Here is a 21,901-nt window from a genome sequence, read left to right as displayed (position 1 = left end):
TTGAAAAGATTATACAGATCATACGAGGCTTCAACAACAATTTTTAAAGAATTAGAAGCAAAATATCCAGAATATTTCAAAATAGAATCCATTGGTCAAACTTGGGAAAAAAGGGATATTAATTTAATAACAATATCAAAAAATATTGAAACTGCAAATAGTAAACCTGCCCTATTTTATACAGGAACAATTCACGCTAGAGAGTGGATTGGACATGAGTTAGCTATAGAGTTTGCATCTTATATATTAAAAAACTTGGAAACCGATCCGACTTTACAGACATATTTAAATGAAAGTACTATTTATATGGTACCTTGTGCCAATCCTGATGGTTATGAATATTCAAGAAAGCATTTTTCTTTTTGGAGAAAGAATAGAAGACAGAATTTAGATGGAACATATGGAGTTGACTTAAATAGAAACTTCCCTATTGGATTTGTAAAATCTACAAATACCTCTTCAAATGTATATGGAGGTCCTGAACCTTTTAGTGAACCGGAGACTCAAAGTTTAAGAGACTTTGTTTTATCTCACCCTAATATTACTATTGCCTTAGATTATCACAGTCAAGGTAATGTTTTCTTTCCCGCACATGATTTTAGACATGAAGATACAATTGATACAATTGATATGAATACTTTATGTGCAAATATGGCTGAAGAAATTAGAAAGATATCAGGGAGAGAATATGGTATACATCAAGGTAAACCACCTGCAAAATTGATATCAGGTAGTGGAAGAGAATTTTATTATTCACAAGGAATACTCTCTTCAGTTGTGGAAGTTGGAACTAGAAATATTAGTGATTATATGGAAGATATGAGTGAAAATATAAGAGAACATATTCCGGCACTAATATATGCTTTAAAAGAAGTAGATAATTATGATAAAGCATCTTTAATGAAAAGAGTAGATAGTTTTGAAGCTAGTGAAATTGGTTCAAATCATGTAACATTAAAATGGAATTATCAATTAAATAAGAATATCTATTTTGAAATATTTAGAAGCCAAAAAGATAAACAGTTTTGTAACTCTTCTAACTTAATTGCAAAAACCCAAGCTTTAGAATTTAGCGATATAAATCTAGCTTCAAATAAAGATTATTATTACAACATTAGAGTTGTAAATAAAAAAACAAATCAAAAGTCACCTTTTTATCCTCAAATTAAGATTAGAACATTAGTTGAATATGATGAGTATAGTAGAACTTATTATGCTAATGCAAAAGGTACTGGTTATGTAGCAGAGAATTTAAACAATAATCCTAAACATTTTGGTGTCAATTCTTTATTTGTAGGAATTGATGAAAACAAAGGTATTTCATATGCTATTATTTCTATAAATGTAAAATCACTTCCTCAAAATGCACTTATAAAATTAGCTTCATTTAACCTATATCCTATAAACAGAGTTTCAACTACAATTGAAAAGTATGGTGAGTGGAATGTAGGACTTGTTAATCAAGACACAATGGGTGATATTACAAATTTTGAAGATGTAAATAATATGGAGATAATCAGATATATTGGTCGCCCTACTGAGTCTCATCAACTTACACAAGGTATTTGGAGAAATTGGCATTTATCAGGTTTAGAGTGTGATGATTTAAAAAAATCTATAAAAGATGATACTATTATCTTAAGAGTTGAAGGTCCAAAAGAGTTAAGGGTTGGGAGAAGTAAACAGATGATGCAATGGGACATTGGGTATGGAAAGTTTGGTTTTGGATTAACATATAGACCAAGACTAGAATTAACTTATACTATTGAACCTACAAGTATAGCTTTGTTTCCAAAGTCTATTTATACAGTAAGTAAGAATGAAGTATTAGAAGATGTTATTGCTCCAGGTTTTGATGAAAATGGAAATAAAATATATTCTACCTTTCAATTTAATCTTTCATCTCTTCCTCCTTATAATGATACAATGATTACTAAAGCTTATTTTGAATTAAACTCTACAAAGATTTATATCAAAGATGACATTAGGTTCCATTTGGAGTTTGTAGACGATGATATAAATAAAAGTTATAGAAATATTACATCTAGGGAAGTTATTCAAAATATTGGTTATGATGTAAGTGCAACTGAACTTAAAAATAATCAAACCCAATACTTTATGTTTGATTCTTTTTCTGAAATCACTTTAAACGAAAAATTAAAAACTAAATCAGACATCTCTTTTGTATTAAAACCAACATCTGCCTTTAGAGTATTAAAAGATAAAACTGTTTCATGGGAAGCAAGTAATAATAGCACTTTATGTCCAAAACTTATTCTTGAATATATACCAAAAAGAAGATTTCCTGTTGAAAAAGTAACAAATGCTCAATTAACAATGGAAAATGGAAAGATAAAAGTCTCTTGGAATAATCCAAAAGATTCAGATTTTGTAGGAGCAAAAGTTATTAAAAATCCTTTTAGAAAACCTTTATCTGCACAAGATGGACAAAAACTTTATGCTGGGGTTGATGAGTATACATTAGATGATTTTGGTGCAACTGATATTGATAAGTATTATGCAATATTTACTTATGATGATGTTCCAAATTATTCAGAACCAGTTATTTTAGAATATAAAGCTAAATAAAAATTTATTTAGCTTTTAATTTGTGTAGATATAATATTTCAAATTTATCTACAGGATATTAAAATGATATTAAAATTTAAAGAGTTTTATCCAAAAATTGCCTCTAGTGCATGGATTGCTCCTAGTGCTGATTTAATCGGTAATATTGAAATTGGAGAAGATTCATCTGTTTGGTTTCAATGTGTTATAAGATCAGATGTAAATGAAGTAAAAATAGGTAGAAATACAAATATACAAGATTTGTCATGTATTCATACAGATACAAATAGTAAAACAATAATTGGTGATAATGTAACAGTTGGTCATAAAGTTATGCTTCATGGTTGTAAAATAGAAGACAATTGTCTAATTGGCATGAGTGCAACCATTTTAGATAATGCTGTTATTGGTGAAGGAAGTATAGTTGGAGCTAATTCTCTTGTAACTTCTGGAAAAGTTTTTCCTCCAAGAAGTTTAATTATGGGTAGCCCTGCAAAAGTAGTTAAAGAGTTAACAAAAGAAGATGTTGATAAGCTTATCAAACATGCAGCTCATTATGTTGAGTATAAAAATGATTATAGATAGAGTAAGTTTATTCTTACTCTCACGCTGAAGGGAAAGTCATAATAAATTTAAGCCCTTTATCACTATTCTCAACTTTTAATTCACCTTTAAAGCTATTTATTATTACTAATTTAACCATATAAAGACCAATCCCTGTTCCATCACTTTTTGTAGTAAAATATGGATCAAAAAGTTTTTCCATATTATTTTCATCAATTCCACCTGCAAAGTCGCCAATTGTCAAAATAACTTTGTCATTTTCTTTGTATACTTTTATTTCAATAGGCCTATTTTCTATCTCTCTTTCATTATATGCTTGAATTGAATTAGTGATAATATTTATAAAAACTTGTGCTAGTTCCATCTCTACACCTACTATGTAAGCATCTTCAATATCAACTTTTAAGTCTATACCACTTTTACTAATTTGAGCTTTCATTAAGTCAATAAAAGTAACAATTGCTTTTTTTATGGAAATTGTAGTAAGTTTTTTTTCAGAGTTAAAGAAGTTTAGAAAACTATCAATTGTATTTGTCATATGTTTAATTTGTTGTTTTGTATCTTTGTCAAATTTATCTATTGTTTCTCTATCTAAATCATCTGTATCATATGAATATTTTATATCATTACAATATAAAGACATAATATTTAAAGGCTGTTTTAATTGATGTGATATAACACCAATCATTTCTCCCATACTAGCCATTTTTGCATTATGAACGAGAAGTTTATTTGCTTGGTCTAATTTTTCTTTTGAACTCTTTTTTTCTTCAAATATCTTTATAAATACTTTTAACTTTGATGTTAATAGATCATTATCAATTGGTTTTGAAATATATTCAATAACTCCTAAATCATAACCTTTTTTTTGATATGAGTCTTTATCATAAATTCCTGTAATAAAAATAACTGGAATATCTTTTGTTATTTCTAAACTTTTTATGTAATCAACAAATTGGAATCCATCTACATCAGGCATTTGAATATCACTTAGTATAAGATCTACTTTGTTATTCATAAGTATTGAAATTGCATCTTGTGCATTTAAGGCAGTATAAATTTCTGTATCAAAGCTATCTTCTATCATAAGTTTTAATGAATATATATTTTCTTCTACATCATCTAATATAAGAATACTAAATTTTTCCATCATGTTTTCCTTTTATTTAAATTAAAGAGTAATCAATATTTTCAAGCGATTTATCTATAGACAAAATTACTAAATCATCCAACTCTTTATTTATCTTTCCTTCTGTAATTAGAATTAAGTTATTTATTTTATACTCTTTTATATATATAATATCTTCTTCTTTTAAAGAAGATGCTTCCAAAATTATTTTTGTATCCTTACTTAAATCAATCTCTTTTAAATCTTTAATATAAATTATATTATATTTTGGAGATATTTGACTTATAATTTTAAAAAATAAAATTGGATTACTATTTAGAATATAAATTTCTTCATTGGGAGAAGTGTCTTTTATTGAATTAGAAGTCTCTGTACTTAAACTTAAAACTTCTAAACCTTGGATTAAATCAATATTTTTGCAAATAATAAGCTCAAAAGTAGAACCTTTACCAAGTTCACTAGTAACAGTAATATCACCTTTTAATAAATGTGCTAACTCCTTACATATAGCAAGTCCTAATCCTGTACCTCCATACTTCCTTGTAGTACTTCCATCTACTTGTTTAAATCTATCAAAAATATTTTCTAATTTATCTTCTGGTATTCCTATTCCTTCATCTTTTACTATTACTTTTATATCTTTATCTTCATCTTTTACTATTAAACTTATTTTACCACTTTCAGTAAACTTCAATGCATTACTCAATAAATTCTTTATTATCTGTTTTATCCTATCTTCATCGCTATACATTGTCTCTAAACTATCATCTACTTTTAATACAAAGTCAATCTCTTTTGCTTTTGTCTGTGGATAAAACATATCATAAATACTCATTATCAAATCTTTTATATTTATCGTATCATTATTAAGTATTATTTGCCCTGCTTCTAGTTTTGAAATATCTAATACATCATTTATTAAGTATAATAAATCTTTCCCACATTTATTTATTATTCCTATATTTTTGATTTGTTTCTCATCTAAATTCTCTGTTTTATTTCTCATCATTACATCACTAATTACATTTATTGAGTTTAATGGTGTTTTTAGTTCATGGCTCATATTTGCCAAAAAATCATCTTTTGATTTGGCTAACTCTTCTGCAAGTATTTTTGATTCATATAATTTATTTGTTCTTTCCTTTAACTCATTCATCATTCTTTCAAAGTTATTGTTTAGTTGTTGTATCTCCAATATATTAGTACTAATTAAATTGACTTTGGCACTTGTTGTTTTTATTTGAGAAGTTTGATTTGACAATTTTTTTATAGGCTTAGTTATTGTGTATGAAAATTTATTTATTTTATTAATTAGAAAATAGAAGAAAATAATATATAAGAACACTAATATGATGATAGTTATATATCCGATTTTATTAGATAAATTTTGTAAATAGACAATAGAACTAAATATTTCATCTTTATCTATTAAAATCATTAGTTTCCAATTAGTCTCTTTAATATCTTGTTTTAAGGTTAAGTATTCTTTATCTTTAATATTTAATGTAGAGCTATTCAAATTACTTTTAATAAGATTTTTAAAGTGTTCAGCAAAAGGACTTTTACTTTTAAGTATATTAAATTCTTCAGGTTTTTCTATTTTTTCTGACATAGCTATTATCATTGCATTTTCATCCATCAAAAACAAGTTTGCATTATATGATAGCTTTCTATTTAATATGTTCTTAACAAAACTATCAATTGTTATATCTAATCCTGTAACTCCTTCTAAAAAATCATTTTTATAAATTGGAACTATACATGATAACATCCAACCATTACCTGCTGGATCTAAATAAGGAGTTGTCCATACAGGTTTATGACTAGGATTGTGCTTATTATCTGCAAGATAATAAAAATTATAATCTTCCATTTGTATATGATTACCATATTGTTCATAAACTTTATTTATGAAAGGATAAAGTCGATTCATATTATCCCAACTATTAAAATAAGCTGCTACAATATTAGGATTAAAATTAACTATACTTTCTAAAGAGGTATCCATAGATTCTGTAAATAGTGCTTTATATTTTGTTTCTTTAGTCATTTTTGTTTTAGATGAATAATATAAACTAGCACCAATATGGTTTGTTTTGTAATAAACTCCATTACTAGCAACTTCAAAAGTAGGTTCTCCATTTGGGAGTATAAATTTTTTTGGATCTTGAAATAATTTTTCGTGCTCTCTTTGCAATATTTGGGCTAACCTTGAAACTTCTAACAATTTATCATTTATAAAATTTGCTTCATTTTTTAAAAGTTCATGACTATGAAATTGGGCTTCATTTAAAAGTAGATTAGTATTTTTTATCGAAATATATTGATTGATAGAAAAATACAATATTAATAAAGTAACTTCAACTATAATTATAGGAATCAAAGAAAATTTTAAAAAATGTGATGACAATATCTTTTGAAGTTTAATCTCCTTACTCATCTTAACTCTTTTTTATATTAATGATTTTTTCATAATTCAAAGGTTCTTGAATAACTTTGTATACTTTTTTACTTAATTCTAAATCAATTTCATTTTTATATATTAAAATTAAATTCTCTGCAAAAGTCTGTACAATATTATCTACTTCATAAGAATTTAAACTACTAATATCAACTATAACTTTTGATGTTTTTTTATTATAAAGTTCCTTTATTTCTGACAAATTAGCACTTTGTTTCACTTCATATAATTTATTTAAATCCATAATTACACTAAAGAATTTTATTGGTTCATTATTATAAACCAAAATTAACTCTTTTTTTATATCTTCACTATCATCAAAGTTAATAAATATATTTTCTCCATCAATTTCTTTAAGTACTGATGTTGAATTAGTACTTTGAGTTGATTCATCTTTTATATCCAGTAAGTTTAAAGTATTCATTAAATCAATATTTTTACAAATAATAAGTTCAAAAGTAGAACCTTTTCCAAGTTCACTTGTAACAGATATATCACCTTTTAATAAATGTGCTAACTCCTTACATATAGCAAGTCCTAATCCTGTACCTCCATACTTCCTTGTAGTACTTCCATCTACTTGTTTAAATCTATCAAAAATATTTTCTAATTTATCTTCTGGTATTCCTATTCCTTCATCTTTTACTATTACTTTTATATCTTTATCTTCATCTTTTACTATTAAACTTATTTTACCACTTTCAGTAAACTTCAATGCATTACTCAATAAATTCTTTATTATCTGTTTTATCCTATCTTCATCGCTATACATTGTCTCTAAACTATCATCTACTTTTAATACAAAGTCAATCTCTTTTGCTTTTGTCTGTGGATAAAACATATCATAAATACTCATTATCAAATCTTTTATATTTATCGTATCATTATTAAGTATTATTTGCCCTGCTTCTAGTTTTGAAATATCTAATACATCATTTATTAAGTATAATAAATCTTTCCCACATTTATTTATTATTCCTATATTTTTGATTTGTTTCTCATCTAAATTCTCTGTTTTATTTCTCATCATTACATCACTAATTACATTTATTGAGTTTAATGGTGTTTTTAGTTCATGGCTCATATTTGCCAAAAAATCATCTTTTGATTTATTTGCTTGGATTAATTCTGCTTTTTGATCTTCTAGCTTATTTTTTTGAATCTCTTTTATCATGGATAACTGTTCCATATTGATATAAGCTTCATTGATTCTTTTTGACATTTTATTAAATACATTTGAAAGCTTATAAAACTCATTATTTTGTAAATCATCTAAGTTTATTTCAATAAATTCATGTTCTTCAATATCAAATTTATTTGTAGCATCAATAATTGTATTTAAAGGTTTTATTAAATATTTTGCAGTAAAAATAGAAAAAAGTACCCAAAGAATAATCATTCCAAAAATCATATTTAATAAAATAAGAAATACTGTATCCCAAACAAGGTTATAAATATCAGTTTTTTTGATAAATAGAATTAATTCTAAATCTTTTTTATCATAAACATCAATTTTTATTCTATGTTTAAAAAAATAATTATCTTCATAAAAGCTTACATCTTTATTTTTTTCATTTACATCTTTTGTAAATGATGTACCAATAGCTCCTTTAAAGAACTTAAAGTTTTTTGAACTATCAATTGCTACAAGTCCAGAAATATTACTAGTTTTAAAAATAGTTTTTGTTATTTCATCAAATGCAAAATTATCTTTATCAATATGATATTTTGAGAATAAATCTTTGTAAACTTTTTCTACTTTATAAAATTGTTTATAAGCCTCTTTTTTATTATTATCATATTCTGAGAATATTTGATAAAACATGAAAATTATCATGATAATAAAATATGTAAGATATACCTTTTTAATAAGAATATACCCAATGCTTTTTTTAAAATTTTTTATGAACTCTAACATTATTGACTCACATTTTAAATTTAATAGTAAAATACATTATAATACAAGACATTATATTTTATTATTATTATTTTAAATTAGCAAGTTTTTAGTTTAAGAATAATAAAATTAATAACTTTTATATTACAAAAGGATATCTATATGGAAAACATTAAAGACTTTATCAAAAAATTAAAGGTTTTATATGTTGAAGATGAAGACCAAGCAAGAATGATTTTTGGAAAATATTTAAATAAAAAATTTGATACATCAATCTTATGTAGCAATGGTTTTGAAGCCTATGATGCCTTTATTAAAGCTACAAATGATAAAGAACCTTTTGATTTAATTATTAGCGATATTAATATGCCTAAAATCGATGGCATAGAACTTCTTGAAAAAATAAGAGAATTAAATAAAGATATTCCTTTTATTTTTACAACAGCAAGAAGTGAATCTGAACAGATGATTAAAGCAATAAACTTAAATGTAAGTTCCTACTTATTAAAACCATTAGATTTTTCAATAATTGATAAAAGTGTAGAAAAAATTTGTAAAGAAATATATTATAAAAAGAATTTTGAATTACAAAAGAAAGAAATGGAAGCTTACTTATCTGTTTTAAATAAAGAAGCAATAGTTGTAAAAACTGATTTTGATGGAAATATCACCTTTGTAAATGATGCTTTTATTGATATATCAGGATATCTAGAAGATGAAATATTAGGTAAAAATCATAGTATTCTAAAACATCCAGATGTTCAAGCAAGTTTATACGAAGAGATATGGGAAACAGCAAGAAAAGGTAAAATATGGGAAGGAACGCTAAAACATCTATCTAAAGACAATGAAACATATTTTGTAAATACAAAAATAATTCCAATTTATGATGATGCAGGTAAAGAAATTACTCAATTTATTAGCATACGGTTTTTAGTGACAGAAGAAGAAAACCAAAGAAGAGCACAAAATAAAAAATTTTTAGAACAATTGACCTTATATAAAAAAGAGATTGCAAACCATAAAAAAGAAAAAGAAGATATATTATCAAAAGCAACTAGTTGTAATGATAATACAAAACTTTATAAAGACAAAATTATTACTTATGAAAATAAGATACGAAATCTTTTATCACAACTGGAGATTTATGAAACCCAAAACATTGAATACAATAAAATGGATTTAATGATGAAACAAGATAAAAAGAAACAATTTGACATAATGACAAAACAACTATTAATAATAAAAAATCATAACAAAACTATTACAAAAGAACTTGAAGATTTAAAAGCTATTATTCAATACAAAGAAGAACAAATAAAAGCTCTTGATAAAAAAAGAGTAGATCATGAAAAAAGAATAGCATCTTTAGTAGATTTAGTGACTAATTTACAAGAGGAACTTAAAACATTTAAGAATGAAAATAATGAATAAAGATAAACAGTTTGATATTTTATATCCAATATTAAATAATATATCTCCCCTTTCAGATGAAAATTGGGAAATAGCAAAAAAATATTTTAAAACAAAAACATTAAAAAAAGGTCAACATCTTTTTTATGTAGATGACCATATTGATGATTTTTATTTTCTTATTAATGGACTAGCTAGATATTATTACCTTACTGATGATGGTAAAGAGTTCAATAAATCTTTTGCAGAAAAACAAGGACATCTATTAAGTAGTATTTCTTCAGTATCACAAGGAATTCCCTCTCCTTTTAGTGTGGAAGTTCTTAGTGACTTTATAACTTTACACATACCCTATAAAAAACTTTTAGAACTAGGTATGCAATATAAACAATGGAATGATTTACTTTTAAGAATATACGAAAATCTTGTAATCAAAAAAGAGAGACGTGAGGCTGATTTTCTACTTTTAAGTGCAAGAGAGCGTTATGAAAAGTTTTTGAATGATTATTCTATGATTGAAAATGCAGTTGCAAACTATCATATTGCTTCTTATTTAGGCATTACGGATGTTGCTTTATCAAGAATTAGAAAAGAGATGAAAAATTAACATAGGTTAATGAAAATATTTTTTTTTGATTGTATACTTTCACTATTAATTTTACGGAGAAAAAAATGCAATTAAAAATCGCAGAACTTAAAGATATAGATAATATATTAAAACTACATACAAAATACCAATTAGCAACTATAGCCCAAGAAGATAAAAAAGATGGATTTGTAACCACAGGATTTTCAAAAGAAGAACTTACTGCAATTATTGAAGAAGAACAAGGAATATTTATAGCAGTTGAAGCAGACACAGTTTTAGGATATGTTATGTCAGCTTCTTGGCAATTTTGGTCAAAATGGCCGATGTTTGTACATATGATAAAAGACTTACCAAAATTAAACTATTTAGGACAAACTTTAACTGTAGATAATTCTTACCAATACGGACCTGTTTGTATTGATAAAAGTGTAAGAGGAAGTGGATTACTTGAAAAACTTTTTGATTTTGCCTTGGAATCTATGTCTAAAAGATACCCTATTTTAGTAACGTTTGTAAATGTAATCAATGATCGTTCTTATGCAGCCCATAAAAGAAAACTAGGACTTGATGTTATTCAAGAGTTTGAATTTAACAATAATAGATACTATGAAATGGTTTTTGATACATCAAAAAGAGTTTTGGAAAAATAATGATAAGTAAAAATTTAAAAAATAAAGATTTATGTAAGATAAGAACTATTACCTCTTTTTTAACTCTTACAAAAGACAAATCCACTTGGAAAGATAAGATCAAAGAAGCTTCTTTGTTTGGTGGAGATTTATCAAAAGAATTTAATCAAAATGGATACACAGTTCAAAGTATAAGAATAGTTACCAATGCTTTTGGAGAGTATCTTGATACATCAACTTTAGAAAATGCCATAAAAGATATGCAATATTTATCTGATTTATTAAAGAGTGATTCTATGCCAGATATTAGAATACGATTTGCCATAGGTGAAGCAAAAACTTCAGAAGAAATAGAAATGTTACCAATATTAATACAAAAATTTGGAGATTTGTGTAATGTATGTGTTAATGTAGAAGTTGATGAATTAGGGGTTCCAAATGCCTCTAAAACTTTAGAGTGTGCAAAAGTAGTTAAAGAAATAGCTCAAATCACTCCAAATGGTGAAGGGAATTTTAACTTTACTATAAATTATAATTGTAAGCCATTAATCCCTTACTTCCCAGCTTCATATCATAATAGTAGTGATGAAGATTGTTTTGCATTAGGATTAGAAACTCCTGATTTACTTGTGGAGGCTTTAAAAAGTCTAACTGAAGAAAAAGACCATAATAAAAAATGGCAAAATTCATATGAAATCATGAGTAACTCTTTACAATACCATATAAATGATGTTTTAAATATAGTAAACAGTTTTAAACACAAATTTAAAAAGAAATTTGCAGGAATTGATACATCAGCAGCACCTTCTAAAAACTGCTCTTCGATGGTAGATGTTTATAAACTTCTTGATGTACCCTATTTCGGAGCTTCTGGTACAATTGAAGCATCAGCACTTTTAACAAAAGTATTTAAGTCTCAAAAAGGCTGTGAGCTTATTGGTTTTTCTGGACTAATGTTAGCAGTTGTTGAAGATGAAGGCTTGGCACTTGCCACAAAAAATAATGAGTTTGAGATACGCTCACTTCTTACATATTCATCTGTTTGTGGAATAGGCCTTGATACTGTTCCAATTGAGGGAGACACTAGCATTGAAAAGATTGCTGATATTTGTAGGGATACTGGTACTATGGCTTTTAGATTAAATAAACCACTAACTGTAAGGTTATTTCCAGTTCCAGGATTAAAAGCTGGAGATATTACAAACTTTGAAAGTGATGATTTGTGCAATAGTGCAGTTTTATTAGTACCTTAAAAGATAAAAAACTGCACAAGTCCCATATAAAAAAGAGTTCCTAATATAATTGACACCAAATAATTATTAAATTTTAGGTGTAAAAATACTGTAAATCCTATAGCTAAAAGTTCTTTTAATCCATAGGGAGCTGATTTAAAATCTACACTTGTAAGTGTATAAAATATCAAAATAGTCATAATTATTGGAGGAAAGTTTTTCTCAATAAATACAACCCAAGCTGGTGGTTCATGCTTTACAAAAAATAAAAAAGGGAATACCCTTGTAATATAGTTTGCTATTGCCATTACTGCTATTGCTAAATATATTTCATTATTTGTCATTATTTAGCCTTTTTCTAAGAATAAACATTCCTAATAAAGAACAAACAATAGCAAATATAAGCATATTGTTTATTGGCACTAGAATAATTGCCAAAATAGAAGTAACAGCTCCAATTACAAAAGGTGTAATATTTTTATTTGTTTTATATTGCTCAATTGCTAATATAACAAATAATGCTGTTAATGAAAAGTCTAAACCTTTTGTGTCAAAAGATATATTTGTTCCAAAAATAGCTCCTAAAAGTGTCCCTATTACCCAATAAAATTGATTAAGACCACATAAATAAAAGTAATAATATTTTTTCTTTAATTGTTCATCATCTTTTATACTAGTAAGTAAGGCGTAAGTTTCATCGGTAAGTCCAAAAATTAAATAGGGTTTGAGCTTTCCAGATTTTTTAAACTTTTTAAGCATTGATAAGCCATAAAAAGATTGTCTTATATTTACAAAAATAGAGGTAATAAAAATATCAATCAAGCCAAGTTTTGAACTAAAAAAACCAATAGCCAAAAACTGTAAGGCACCTGCATAAATAAATATTGACATCAAAAGTGCCAAATACCAAGGATAATCTAAACTAGTAATTAATAAACCAAAAGCAAAACCAAGTACACAATAACCCATCATAACGGGAATTGATACTTTAAGGGCTGTTTTAAATTCTTTTGATTTTATCATTATGTAGATTCACTGTAAAGAGAAAATCTCTTTACAGTTTTGAATAAGCTTCAGTTAGTTTTGTATATAAAAGGTTAAAATCAATATTTTCATACTCTTCTAATATTGATACCATAATTACATTATCTTCTTTTCCATTCCATTCTTTGATATATGTTCCTTCTTTATAACCATTGTCTTGTCTAAATTTATTTAAACAGTTTTTTCCAATATAAAGTTTTTGTAACCAAGTAAATGATAATCCAGAAATCTTACAACATCTAAAATATTGATCGATAAATCTCTCAATTCCTGAAAAAGATGGCATATTCCCAGTTTGAATAGCTAGTGAAATATAAGAAAGCTTTTCAGATTCTTTTACCATAAGTTTTACATCTACTTCACTATTTGCTTCATAAATACAATGTGTATTTACCAATGAAACGGCTTTTGGAATATTTGTTTCTTGTAAAATATAAGACATTAAAAAGTGCCAAATATCGACTAACTCTACATGAATATTATTCATATCAGGTGCTGCATTGATATTTTTCCAGTGTTTCCAAGGAGTTGATTCAATTAGTTCTGAAACTTCCATGTGAATACATCTTAACCAATTAATCTCTTTACCATATTTATTAGTTCCTAATTCCCAATTTTTACCATTTGTTGAGTCATTTAATTCTTTTTGTAATAAAAACATCTCTTCTAATTTATGTGGAAAACTAGATGCTTCTTCTAATAGTGTTGCAAGAGGCAAACACTCTTCTACTAAAGTATCTAAACTAGTACTTTCTGGTAATTTTTCTTCACCTTTTAATAAATGAATAATAAAAGAGATAGTATATGGTATTTCATCTTTCTCTTCCCATTTTAAAATTTCTGATGTTGTAACACCTATATATTTTGCAAAATCTTCAATAGTATAAAATCCTAAAGATTTTGTAGCAATTTTTAAATCCTCATATAACAATATTAACTCCTATTCCCTTGGTAATTCAATTTTAAATAATGCACCATCTGAACCATTTTTTACACTTAGTTTCCCTAAACTATGGTCTTCAATAATAATTTTACTCATATACAATCCAAGACCGGTACCTTTTTCATCATTTTTAGTTGTAAAATATGAATCAAAAACTTTTTTTAAATTTTCTTTAGGTATTCCGCCTGCATTATCTTCGATTTCAATTATTACATAATTTTCGTTAAAATCACATCTAATAATTATTTTCTTTGATTGGATATTTCTTTCTACAAGTACATCAATAGAATTTTTAATAATATTAATTAAGACTTGAATTAAATTATTTTCAATTATACTGATTTCATAATCTTTTTTTATATCTAACTCCAAATCAATATTATTAATAGTTAATACATAATGCAAAAATTTTACAGCTTTTTCTATAATAGTACTAGGTTTAGCGTTAACACTAGTACTTTCTGGTTTAAAGAAATTTCTAAAATCATCAATTGTTCTAGACATATAGTTTACTTGAGTATCTATTTCTTTAACCGATTTTTCTAATATCTCATTATTAACATGTCCTTCTGTCGTTTTAGTTATGATTAATTTTTGTGCTAATATTGAAACAGTCTGTAATGGTTGTCTCCATTGATGAGCTATCATTGATATCAATTCACCTATAGCTGCCGTTTTTGATTGTTCTAAAAAGGCTTTTTTATGTTTTTCTAGGTTTTTTTTATAAGTTATATCTTTAAAAATTAGTGTGAGGGTATCTTCTTTTCTAATAGAACTTATATTTACCCAAAAAACTGTTTTATCACATTTTTGGACTTCTACTTCACTAACAAAGTTGTTATGTTTTAAAATATTATTTAAAAAATTTATAGCATTTTTTTTATAAATAATTAAATCTAAAATATTAAGATTTGAGCTTTCTTCTTTGTATAAAAAAAGTTCATCAAAACTTTTACTTGATTCTATAACTTTTCCATCAAGTGATATATCAACTAATGGTAGATTCTCATCTAAAAGAGTTAATAAATAAGTTATTTTTTCTTCATCTTCTACTTTTATTTTATCATCATTTTTATTTAGTAAATATAAGTAGAAAGAATCAAAGATTTCATCTGTAGTTTTTCTAAAAAGATAATCATCAAGTTTCTTATTTTTCATATGCAAATGTATAGAATTTTTTAGATTTCGTAGAATATAAAAGTACTCACTTTTATCAAATTTCATCTTAGATAAAAAAGATAATTCATTTGTTTGTTCATTTAAATATGAAACTATATTCTCAAAAATCTTACTTAAAAGTTTTTTTATAAAATCATCAATACTGATTTCATATTTATCAAGAATATTTAGGATTTCTTCATTAGCAAGTATGTATCTAAAAATTTTGATTTTGTTAATTTCTAAATATAATATATGCTCCTTAAATGACAATAAAACTTCCTATTTAGTATTTGGTTTTTTTTGATAAAACTTACAGTCTAATCTACTAGAATTTTTTACAACTATGCTTGGTAGTGTTTGTGATTTAAAGCCATATGCTTTACATCCATGTGCTCTACCACCCTGCCAAGTAACATAATAGTAAACACACTTTTGACAAATAATTCGTTCTTCCATTTTAAATTAACACTTTACTTTGTATTGCTTTTGCTAATGATAAGATATCAACATTTTCTAAACTAACCCCTGTTGGGACACCTTGCGCTATTTTTGTAAAATTTATATTAAATTCTTTTAATTTATCTTCAATAAATAAAATAAAAGCATCATTGGATAATGAAGGAGATATAGCAAAAAGAATATCTTTTACTTTATTTGTTTTTACATATGAGATTAATTGGTCAAGAACTATTTCATCTAAATGTGATATAACAAAATATTTTCCATTAAATTGTTTTGATTCTTCAATTGTAAAAATATCTTTTGCAGATTGAACAACACAAATAAAACTAGACTCTCTCTCATCATCTAAACAAATTTCGCAAATTTCATGTTCACTCATGCAACCACACTTTGAACATTTTCTTATTGATTTTAATGCATTTTCTATGCTATGTGCAATTTTAATCCCACAATAATTATCATTCATAATAATATGATAAGCTAGTCTTTGTGCTGATTTTTTACCTATTGTAGGTAAGTTTTCAAATGCTTCTACTAAGTCGTAAAATTTATTTAATCCAAGTTTCATTTGGCGATTATATCAAAGATTTATGATTAATTAGATAAAATCGCGCAGTTTTTAAAATAATTTGAGGAGAAATACTTTGTTAGACATAGATTATTATGAATTATTAGAAGTGACAAAAAGCGCTGATAAAAGTACGATAAAAAAAGCTTATAGACAAATGGCAATGAAATATCATCCTGATAAAAATCCAGATGATAAAGAGGCTGAAGAAAAATTTAAAGCAATTAATGAAGCTTATCAAGTTTTAAGTGATGAAGAAAAAAAAGCTTTATATGATAGATATGGAAAAGCTGGATTAGAAGGACGAGGACAAAGTAGAGGTGGTTTTAGTGGTGGTTTTGACGACTTAAGTTCTATTTTTGAAGAGATGTTTGGACAATCAGGTTTTGGCGGTGGTCAAAGAAGACAACAAAGAAAAACATATAGTTATAATTTAGATATTGGGGTTGAATTAAAAGTTGAATTTAATGAAGCAGCTTTTGGTGCTAAAAAAGAAGTTGTATATAAATACAAAACTGCATGTAAACCTTGTAAAGGAACTGGAGCAGAAGATGGTAAATTATCTACTTGTAAAACTTGTGCAGGTCAAGGACAAGTTCATACAAGACAAGGTTTTATGACCTTTGCACAAACATGTCCTACTTGTAACGGAAGTGGAGAATCAATAGCTAAGAAATGTAAAAAATGTTCTGGAACAGGATATGAAACTCATGAAGAGAAGTTTAATGTTGATATTCCGGAAGGTGTAAATGATGGGAATAGAATTAGAGTATCAAATAAAGGAAATATTGCCCCAGATGGTACAAGAGGTGATTTATATTTACAAATAAATGTAAAAGAAGATCCTCATTTTATAAGACATGATGATGATATTTATATTGAAGTTCCATTATTCTTCACACAAGTAGCTCTTGGTGATAATATTACTATTCCTGGATTAAGAGGAAAATTATCTCTTGATATTCCAATGGGAACAAAAGATAAAGAACAATTTAAGTTCAAAGGTGAAGGTATCAAATCTGTTCAAGGATATGGTAAAGGTGATTTAATTGTTCAAGTAAAAATTAAATATCCTAAAAGCATAAATGAAGAACAAAAAGAGTTATTAGAAAAACTTCAAGAAAGTTTTGGAATTGAGAGTAAACCACATGAAAGAAATTTTGAAAGTATGTTCGATAAAGTAAAAAAGTGGTTTAAGTAAAGTAAGGAACTCTCCTTACTTTAATATTTACAATTAAATAAATATTATTCAGTTATATTTTATATTTTATGTTACAATTATTAAATTTTAATAAAAAGATTTATTATGAAATATTTATTATTTATTTTATTATTTTTAATTAATATTTTTGCAAATACAATAAATAAAGACATTAAAAAAGAAAATATATATTTTACTTCTGATTTAAATTGGATTCCCTACAGCTTTTATGACAACCAAGTAGCCAAAGGTTATATTCTCGATTATATTAAATTATTAGGCGAAAAAGGAAATTTTAAACCTATATTTTTACCTGATGAATGGTCTAATAATATAGAAAAATTAAAATCCCAAAAAGCAGATGTATTAAGTGGTGTTTTATATAAAAAAAGTAGAGAAGACTTTTTACTATTTACAGATGTGTTTTTGAAACAGAAACTAGCCATAGTTACTAGTATTAATAGATTAGAACTTAAAGACATAAAATCATTAAATAATAAAACTATTGGAATGATTAGAGGCTGGGCTAATACAAATTTAATTTTAAAAAATTATCCGGAAATAAAAATTAGATTTTATAACTCATTGGATGATATATTTGCAGATATAAAAAATCAAAAAATTGATGGAACAATTCAATACAATCTTACAGCAAAACACTATATTAATAATGCATTTTTAAATACATTAAAAGTTTCACTAATACCTAAAATAAAAGACTTTAATGAAAATATATTTTTAGGTGTAAGAAAAAACCGTCCAGATTTAGTTGAGACATTAAATAAGGCAATTAAAAGTATTACTCCTGATGAAATTGAATATCTTAATGAAAAATGGGAATCAAATAAAGATGCAATATATTTAACTAAAAAAGAGAAAGAATTTATTAAAAATCATACAATAAGAGTATCTTTTACAACCAATTGGGCACCAATTAGTTTTATTGACAATGGAAAAGCTTATGGACTAGGATTTGATTTTTGGTATAACATAGTAAAAAAAACAAATTTAAAAGTTGAATATAAAACTGAAGATAAATTTTATAAATCTTTAAATGAGATTAAAAATAAAACTCAAGATGTTATTGTTACAACCTCAAAAACAAAAGATAGAGAAAAATATGCAATTTTCTCAAAAGTTTATTTTAAAATTCCTATTGGAATTGTTACAACCAAAGATCAAAATTATGTACCAAATGTGGAATCTTTGAAGGGAAAGGAAATTGCAGTTGGAAGAAATTATACTGCTTACAAATTACTTCATGAAAATTATCCTTATCTAAATTTTGTCTTTGTTGATAATATAACACAAGGATTAGAACTTGTTTCATCTAATAAAGTGTTTGCAGTAGTAGATAGTATGCCTGTACTTGCTTATAATATTAAAAAAAATAGTTTACACAATCTTAAAATTTCTGGTAACACTAATATTGATTATAACTTACAAGTAATGATAAGAGATGATTATGTAATTTTAAAAGATATTATAAATAAAGCATTAGATAGCCAAAAACTAGAAGAAAAAGAGAATATTTATAATAAATGGTTAGACTTAAAATTTGTTAAACCTTTTGATTATGAACTTATGTTTAAAATCTTAATTCCTATAGTAATCATATTTTTTATAATTATTTACAAAAATAGACAATTAACTAAATATCAAAAAGAGTTAAATTTGGCTAAATCAGAACTTGAACTTTCATTAGAAAGTTTTAAAAGTTTACTTGATTTTACTGTAGATGGAATTTTTATTTTAAAAGATAGAAAAATTATTTTTGTAAATAATCAAGCTATAAAAATGTTTCAATATACTAAAGAAGAATTATTTTATTTTCCTATAGAAAAACTTTTTATTTTGGATAAAGATATAGATCTTATAATAAAGGACTCAAGAGAGAATTCAATTGAACTAAATGCCATAAATTCTAAAAATGTTACTTTCCCAATTATGCTTAAATCAAAAAATATACTTTTTGAAAATAATAATACAATTATATTGTCAACTATTGATATGACAGAAATAAAACAAAGAGAAAGACTTTTACTACAACAATCTAAGATTGCAAGTTTAAGTGAAATGTTAAGTAATATTGCTCACCAATGGAGACAACCACTTAGTTTTATTTCTACTGCAGTTACTGGGTTAAAGATTCAAAAAGAGTATAATCAATTAGATGAAGAATTATTTTTTAAAACAATAGATGAGATAGAAGATAAAACACAATATTTATCTAAAATCATTAATGACTTTCAAAATTATTTAAATGGAGAAAAAACTATTAAAGAATTTGATTTATCTAAATGTATAAACCAAGTTCTAAATATTTTAAATGATAGCTTTCTTGAAAATAGAATAAAGATAACAAATAATTCAACAAATAAATTAACAATTATTTCAAATGAGAATGAGTTAAATCAAGCTTTAATTTATATCTTAAATAATGCAAAAGATGCTTTGGTTGAAAAAAATATAGAAGATAAAAATATTGAAATTAATACTTATCTTAAAAATACTGATTATGCAATTATTGAAATAATAGATAATGCAGGAGGAATTGATAATAAAATTATAGATAAAGTCTTTGAACCATACTTTACTACAAAACACAAATCACAAGGAACAGGTCTTGGCTTATATATGACCCACAAAATCATAACACAAAACTTAAAAGGTAATATAGATATAGAAAACTATAAAAGTACTTTTACTAAAGTAACTATTGAAATACCCCTTAAATAATATAATCTTTATTTAACTCCTATTTACTTATAATACACACAGTAATTAATAAAATGAGGTAGAAATGAAAGATTCATATTTAAGTTCATATCCTGATGAAAAAGGATATTTTGGTAGATTTGGTGGTTCTTATATTCCTGAACAACTAATAAAACCATTTGAAGAAATTACTAAAGCATATAATGAAATTAAAAACTCAGAAGAATTTATAAAAGAGTTGAAATATGTAAGAAGACATTATCAAGGAAGACCTACTCCTGTCTCATATGCTAAAAATTTAACACAATTTTGTGGTGGTGCAAAAATATATTTAAAAAGAGAAGACTTAAACCACACAGGAGCCCATAAATTAAATCATTGTATGGCTGAAGTAATATTAGCTAAGCATTTAGGTAAGAAAAAAGTTATAGCAGAAACAGGAGCGGGACAACATGGTGTTGCCCTTGCAACAGCAGCAGCATATTTTGGATTAGAGTGTGAGATTCATATGGGCGAAGTTGATATAAAAAAAGAACACCCAAATGTACTTAGAATGAAGATACTTGGTGCAAAAGTAGTACCGGTATCACATGGCTTAAAAACTCTAAAAGAAGCAGTAGATTCAGCTTTTCAAGCATATTTATCAGATACAGAAAACTCTATTTATTGTATAGGCTCAGTTGTAGGTCCTCACCCTTTTCCTATGATGGTTAGAGATTTCCAAAGCATAATTGGATTTGAAGCTAGAGAACAATTCTGGGGTCATGAAAATAAACTTCCTAATTACGTAATTGCCTGTGTTGGTGGTGGTTCAAATGCCATGGGAATATTTTCTGGCTTTATTGATGATGAAGGTGTTAATTTATATGGAGTTGAACCTTTAGGTAGAGGTGAAAATTTAGGAGAACATGCAGCTAGTTTAACATATGGAAGTGAAGGAATTATGCATGGATTTAATTCTATTATGTTAAAAGATAAAAATGGGGAACCAGCACCTGTTTATTCTATAGGAAGTGGAATTGATTATCCATCAGTTGGACCAGAACATGCATTTTTAATGGATAGCGGAAGAACAAAAGTTGGATTATGCGATGATAAAGAAGCTGTAAATGCCTTCTATAAATTATCTCAACTAGAGGGAATAATTCCAGCATTAGAATCTGCTCATGCAGTTGCATATGCTATGAAATTAGCACCAAGTTTAAGTAAAGACGAAACAATATTAGTTAATTTAAGCGGTAGAGGAGACAAAGATATCGATTTTGTTATTGAGAACTACCCTCTTTGTGATTTTCAATAATTTATTAACTAACATATAAAGC

18 protein-coding genes are annotated in these 21,901 nt (G+C 25.8%); 9 read left to right on the top strand and 9 right to left on the bottom strand.

The window, feature by feature from the left end; all coding sequences use genetic code 11:
• Nucleotides 1-2,589, top strand: a complete 2,589-nt coding sequence (locus ACNI3D_RS08730; protein ID WP_419766725.1) for a M14 family zinc carboxypeptidase — start codon at nt 1-3, stop codon at nt 2,587-2,589.
• A gap of 63 nt (nt 2,590-2,652) precedes the next feature.
• The gene (locus ACNI3D_RS08725; protein ID WP_419766724.1) at nt 2,653-3,153 is read left to right on the top strand and encodes a gamma carbonic anhydrase family protein; all 501 of its coding nucleotides are present in this window, start codon (nt 2,653-2,655) and stop codon (nt 3,151-3,153) included.
• Between the two features lie 19 nt (nt 3,154-3,172).
• Here the strand turns inward: ACNI3D_RS08725 and ACNI3D_RS08720 are convergent, their stop codons facing one another.
• Genes ACNI3D_RS08720 through ACNI3D_RS08710 form a run of 3 tightly spaced genes read right to left on the bottom strand, consistent with a single transcriptional unit; the run spans nt 3,173 to nt 8,547 of the window.
• Nucleotides 3,173-4,282, bottom strand: coding sequence for a response regulator (locus tag ACNI3D_RS08720; RefSeq protein ID WP_419766723.1), 1,110 nt, complete (start codon nt 4,280-4,282; stop codon nt 3,173-3,175).
• A 16-nt stretch (nt 4,283-4,298) separates the two neighbouring features.
• Complete coding sequence (locus ACNI3D_RS08715) at nt 4,299-6,701, bottom strand: sensor histidine kinase (RefSeq protein WP_419766722.1); 2,403 nt, start codon at nt 6,699-6,701, stop codon at nt 4,299-4,301.
• A gap of 1 nt (nt 6,702) precedes the next feature.
• A complete protein-coding gene (locus ACNI3D_RS08710) occupies nt 6,703-8,547 on the bottom strand; it encodes a sensor histidine kinase (RefSeq protein WP_419766721.1) in 1,845 nt (614 codons plus the stop codon).
• 234 nt (nt 8,548-8,781) lie between these two features.
• On the opposite strand from ACNI3D_RS08710, the gene ACNI3D_RS08705 reads away from it, so the two are divergent.
• The 4 genes from ACNI3D_RS08705 to ACNI3D_RS08690 all read left to right on the top strand — a co-directional run bounded on the left by ACNI3D_RS08705 (nt 8,782) and on the right by ACNI3D_RS08690 (nt 12,503).
• Complete coding sequence (locus ACNI3D_RS08705) at nt 8,782-10,053, top strand: response regulator (RefSeq protein ID WP_419766720.1); 1,272 nt, start codon at nt 8,782-8,784, stop codon at nt 10,051-10,053.
• Nucleotides 10,046-10,639, top strand: coding sequence for a Crp/Fnr family transcriptional regulator (locus ACNI3D_RS08700; RefSeq protein WP_129099209.1), 594 nt, complete (start codon nt 10,046-10,048; stop codon nt 10,637-10,639). Before ACNI3D_RS08705 ends, ACNI3D_RS08700 begins: the two co-directional genes overlap by 8 nt.
• Nucleotides 10,640-10,704: 65 nt before the next feature.
• Nucleotides 10,705-11,271, top strand: a complete 567-nt coding sequence (locus ACNI3D_RS08695; RefSeq protein ID WP_419766719.1) for a GNAT family N-acetyltransferase — start codon at nt 10,705-10,707, stop codon at nt 11,269-11,271.
• A complete protein-coding gene (locus ACNI3D_RS08690; protein ID WP_419766718.1) occupies nt 11,271-12,503 on the top strand; it encodes a DUF711 family protein in 1,233 nt (410 codons plus the stop codon). The genes ACNI3D_RS08695 and ACNI3D_RS08690 overlap by 1 nt, the downstream gene beginning before the upstream one ends.
• Here the strand turns inward: ACNI3D_RS08690 and ACNI3D_RS08685 are convergent.
• From ACNI3D_RS08685 to recR, 6 genes are read right to left on the bottom strand one after another with little or no spacing between them, the layout of a single operon-like run.
• Nucleotides 12,500-12,826 carry a branched-chain amino acid transporter permease gene (locus ACNI3D_RS08685; RefSeq protein ID WP_419766717.1) on the bottom strand — a complete coding sequence of 109 codons (327 nt, stop codon included), beginning with the start codon at nt 12,824-12,826 and terminating at the stop codon, nt 12,500-12,502. The two genes, ACNI3D_RS08690 and ACNI3D_RS08685, sit on opposite strands and share 4 nt — an antisense overlap.
• Nucleotides 12,816-13,505, bottom strand: a complete 690-nt coding sequence (locus ACNI3D_RS08680) for an AzlC family ABC transporter permease (protein ID WP_419766716.1) — start codon at nt 13,503-13,505, stop codon at nt 12,816-12,818. Before ACNI3D_RS08680 ends, ACNI3D_RS08685 begins: the two co-directional genes overlap by 11 nt.
• Nucleotides 13,506-13,536: 31 nt before the next feature.
• Entirely contained in the window at nt 13,537-14,457 is a 921-nt protein-coding gene (locus tag ACNI3D_RS08675) for a dUTP diphosphatase (protein WP_129099204.1), read from the bottom strand.
• Nucleotides 14,458-14,466: 9 nt separating this feature from the next.
• Nucleotides 14,467-15,900: a sensor histidine kinase gene (locus tag ACNI3D_RS08670; RefSeq protein WP_419766715.1), complete on the bottom strand. Its 1,434-nt coding sequence runs from the start codon at nt 15,898-15,900 to the stop codon at nt 14,467-14,469.
• Between the two features lie 9 nt (nt 15,901-15,909).
• Nucleotides 15,910-16,086 carry a uracil-DNA glycosylase gene (locus tag ACNI3D_RS08665; RefSeq protein ID WP_129099202.1) on the bottom strand — a complete coding sequence of 59 codons (177 nt, stop codon included), beginning with the start codon at nt 16,084-16,086 and terminating at the stop codon, nt 15,910-15,912.
• A gap of 1 nt (nt 16,087) precedes the next feature.
• Complete coding sequence (gene recR, locus ACNI3D_RS08660; protein WP_129099201.1) at nt 16,088-16,660, bottom strand: recombination mediator RecR; 573 nt, start codon at nt 16,658-16,660, stop codon at nt 16,088-16,090.
• A 76-nt stretch (nt 16,661-16,736) separates the two neighbouring features.
• Between recR and dnaJ the strand changes: the two genes are divergently transcribed.
• From dnaJ to trpB, 3 genes are all read left to right on the top strand, one after another.
• Nucleotides 16,737-17,861, top strand: a complete 1,125-nt coding sequence (gene dnaJ / locus ACNI3D_RS08655) for a molecular chaperone DnaJ (protein ID WP_129099200.1) — start codon at nt 16,737-16,739, stop codon at nt 17,859-17,861.
• Between the two features lie 105 nt (nt 17,862-17,966).
• Complete coding sequence (locus ACNI3D_RS08650; RefSeq protein WP_419766714.1) at nt 17,967-20,600, top strand: transporter substrate-binding domain-containing protein; 2,634 nt, start codon at nt 17,967-17,969, stop codon at nt 20,598-20,600.
• A gap of 64 nt (nt 20,601-20,664) precedes the next feature.
• Entirely contained in the window at nt 20,665-21,879 is a 1,215-nt protein-coding gene (trpB, locus tag ACNI3D_RS08645) for a tryptophan synthase subunit beta (RefSeq protein WP_419766713.1), read from the top strand.
• Nucleotides 21,880-21,901 lie beyond the last annotated feature (22 nt).

The sequence above is a fragment of the Arcobacter siniprincipis (SeqCode) genome (assembly GCF_048571125.1).
In the GTDB taxonomy this organism is placed as follows: Bacteria; Campylobacterota; Campylobacteria; order Campylobacterales; family Arcobacteraceae; genus Arcobacter; species Arcobacter siniprincipis.
Note: the sequence above shows the minus strand (reverse complement) of the source record. Positions and strands in the feature narration are given on the sequence as shown.

What these genes read in the sequence shown, in the direction of transcription:
- ACNI3D_RS08725 (WP_419766724.1), top strand. Translation starts at nt 2,653, where the DNA reads ATGATATTAAAATTTAAAGAGTTTTATCCAAAAATTGCCTCTAGTGCA.
- ACNI3D_RS08720 (WP_419766723.1), bottom strand. Translation starts at nt 4,282, where the DNA reads ATGGAAAAATTTAGTATTCTTATATTAGATGATGTAGAAGAAAATATA.
- ACNI3D_RS08715 (WP_419766722.1), bottom strand. Translation starts at nt 6,701, where the DNA reads ATGAGTAAGGAGATTAAACTTCAAAAGATATTGTCATCACATTTTTTA.
- ACNI3D_RS08710 (WP_419766721.1), bottom strand. Translation starts at nt 8,547, where the DNA reads ATGTTTTATCAAATATTCTCAGAATATGATAATAATAAAAAAGAGGCT.
- ACNI3D_RS08705 (WP_419766720.1), top strand. Translation starts at nt 8,782, where the DNA reads ATGGAAAACATTAAAGACTTTATCAAAAAATTAAAGGTTTTATATGTT.
- ACNI3D_RS08700 (WP_129099209.1), top strand. Translation starts at nt 10,046, where the DNA reads ATGAATAAAGATAAACAGTTTGATATTTTATATCCAATATTAAATAAT.
- ACNI3D_RS08695 (WP_419766719.1), top strand. Translation starts at nt 10,705, where the DNA reads ATGCAATTAAAAATCGCAGAACTTAAAGATATAGATAATATATTAAAA.
- ACNI3D_RS08690 (WP_419766718.1), top strand. Translation starts at nt 11,271, where the DNA reads ATGATAAGTAAAAATTTAAAAAATAAAGATTTATGTAAGATAAGAACT.
- ACNI3D_RS08685 (WP_419766717.1), bottom strand. Translation starts at nt 12,826, where the DNA reads ATGACAAATAATGAAATATATTTAGCAATAGCAGTAATGGCAATAGCA.
- ACNI3D_RS08680 (WP_419766716.1), bottom strand. Translation starts at nt 13,505, where the DNA reads ATGATAAAATCAAAAGAATTTAAAACAGCCCTTAAAGTATCAATTCCC.
- ACNI3D_RS08665 (WP_129099202.1), bottom strand. Translation starts at nt 16,086, where the DNA reads ATGGAAGAACGAATTATTTGTCAAAAGTGTGTTTACTATTATGTTACT.
- recR (WP_129099201.1), bottom strand. Translation starts at nt 16,660, where the DNA reads ATGAAACTTGGATTAAATAAATTTTACGACTTAGTAGAAGCATTTGAA.
- ACNI3D_RS08650 (WP_419766714.1), top strand. Translation starts at nt 17,967, where the DNA reads ATGAAATATTTATTATTTATTTTATTATTTTTAATTAATATTTTTGCA.
- trpB (WP_419766713.1), top strand. Translation starts at nt 20,665, where the DNA reads ATGAAAGATTCATATTTAAGTTCATATCCTGATGAAAAAGGATATTTT.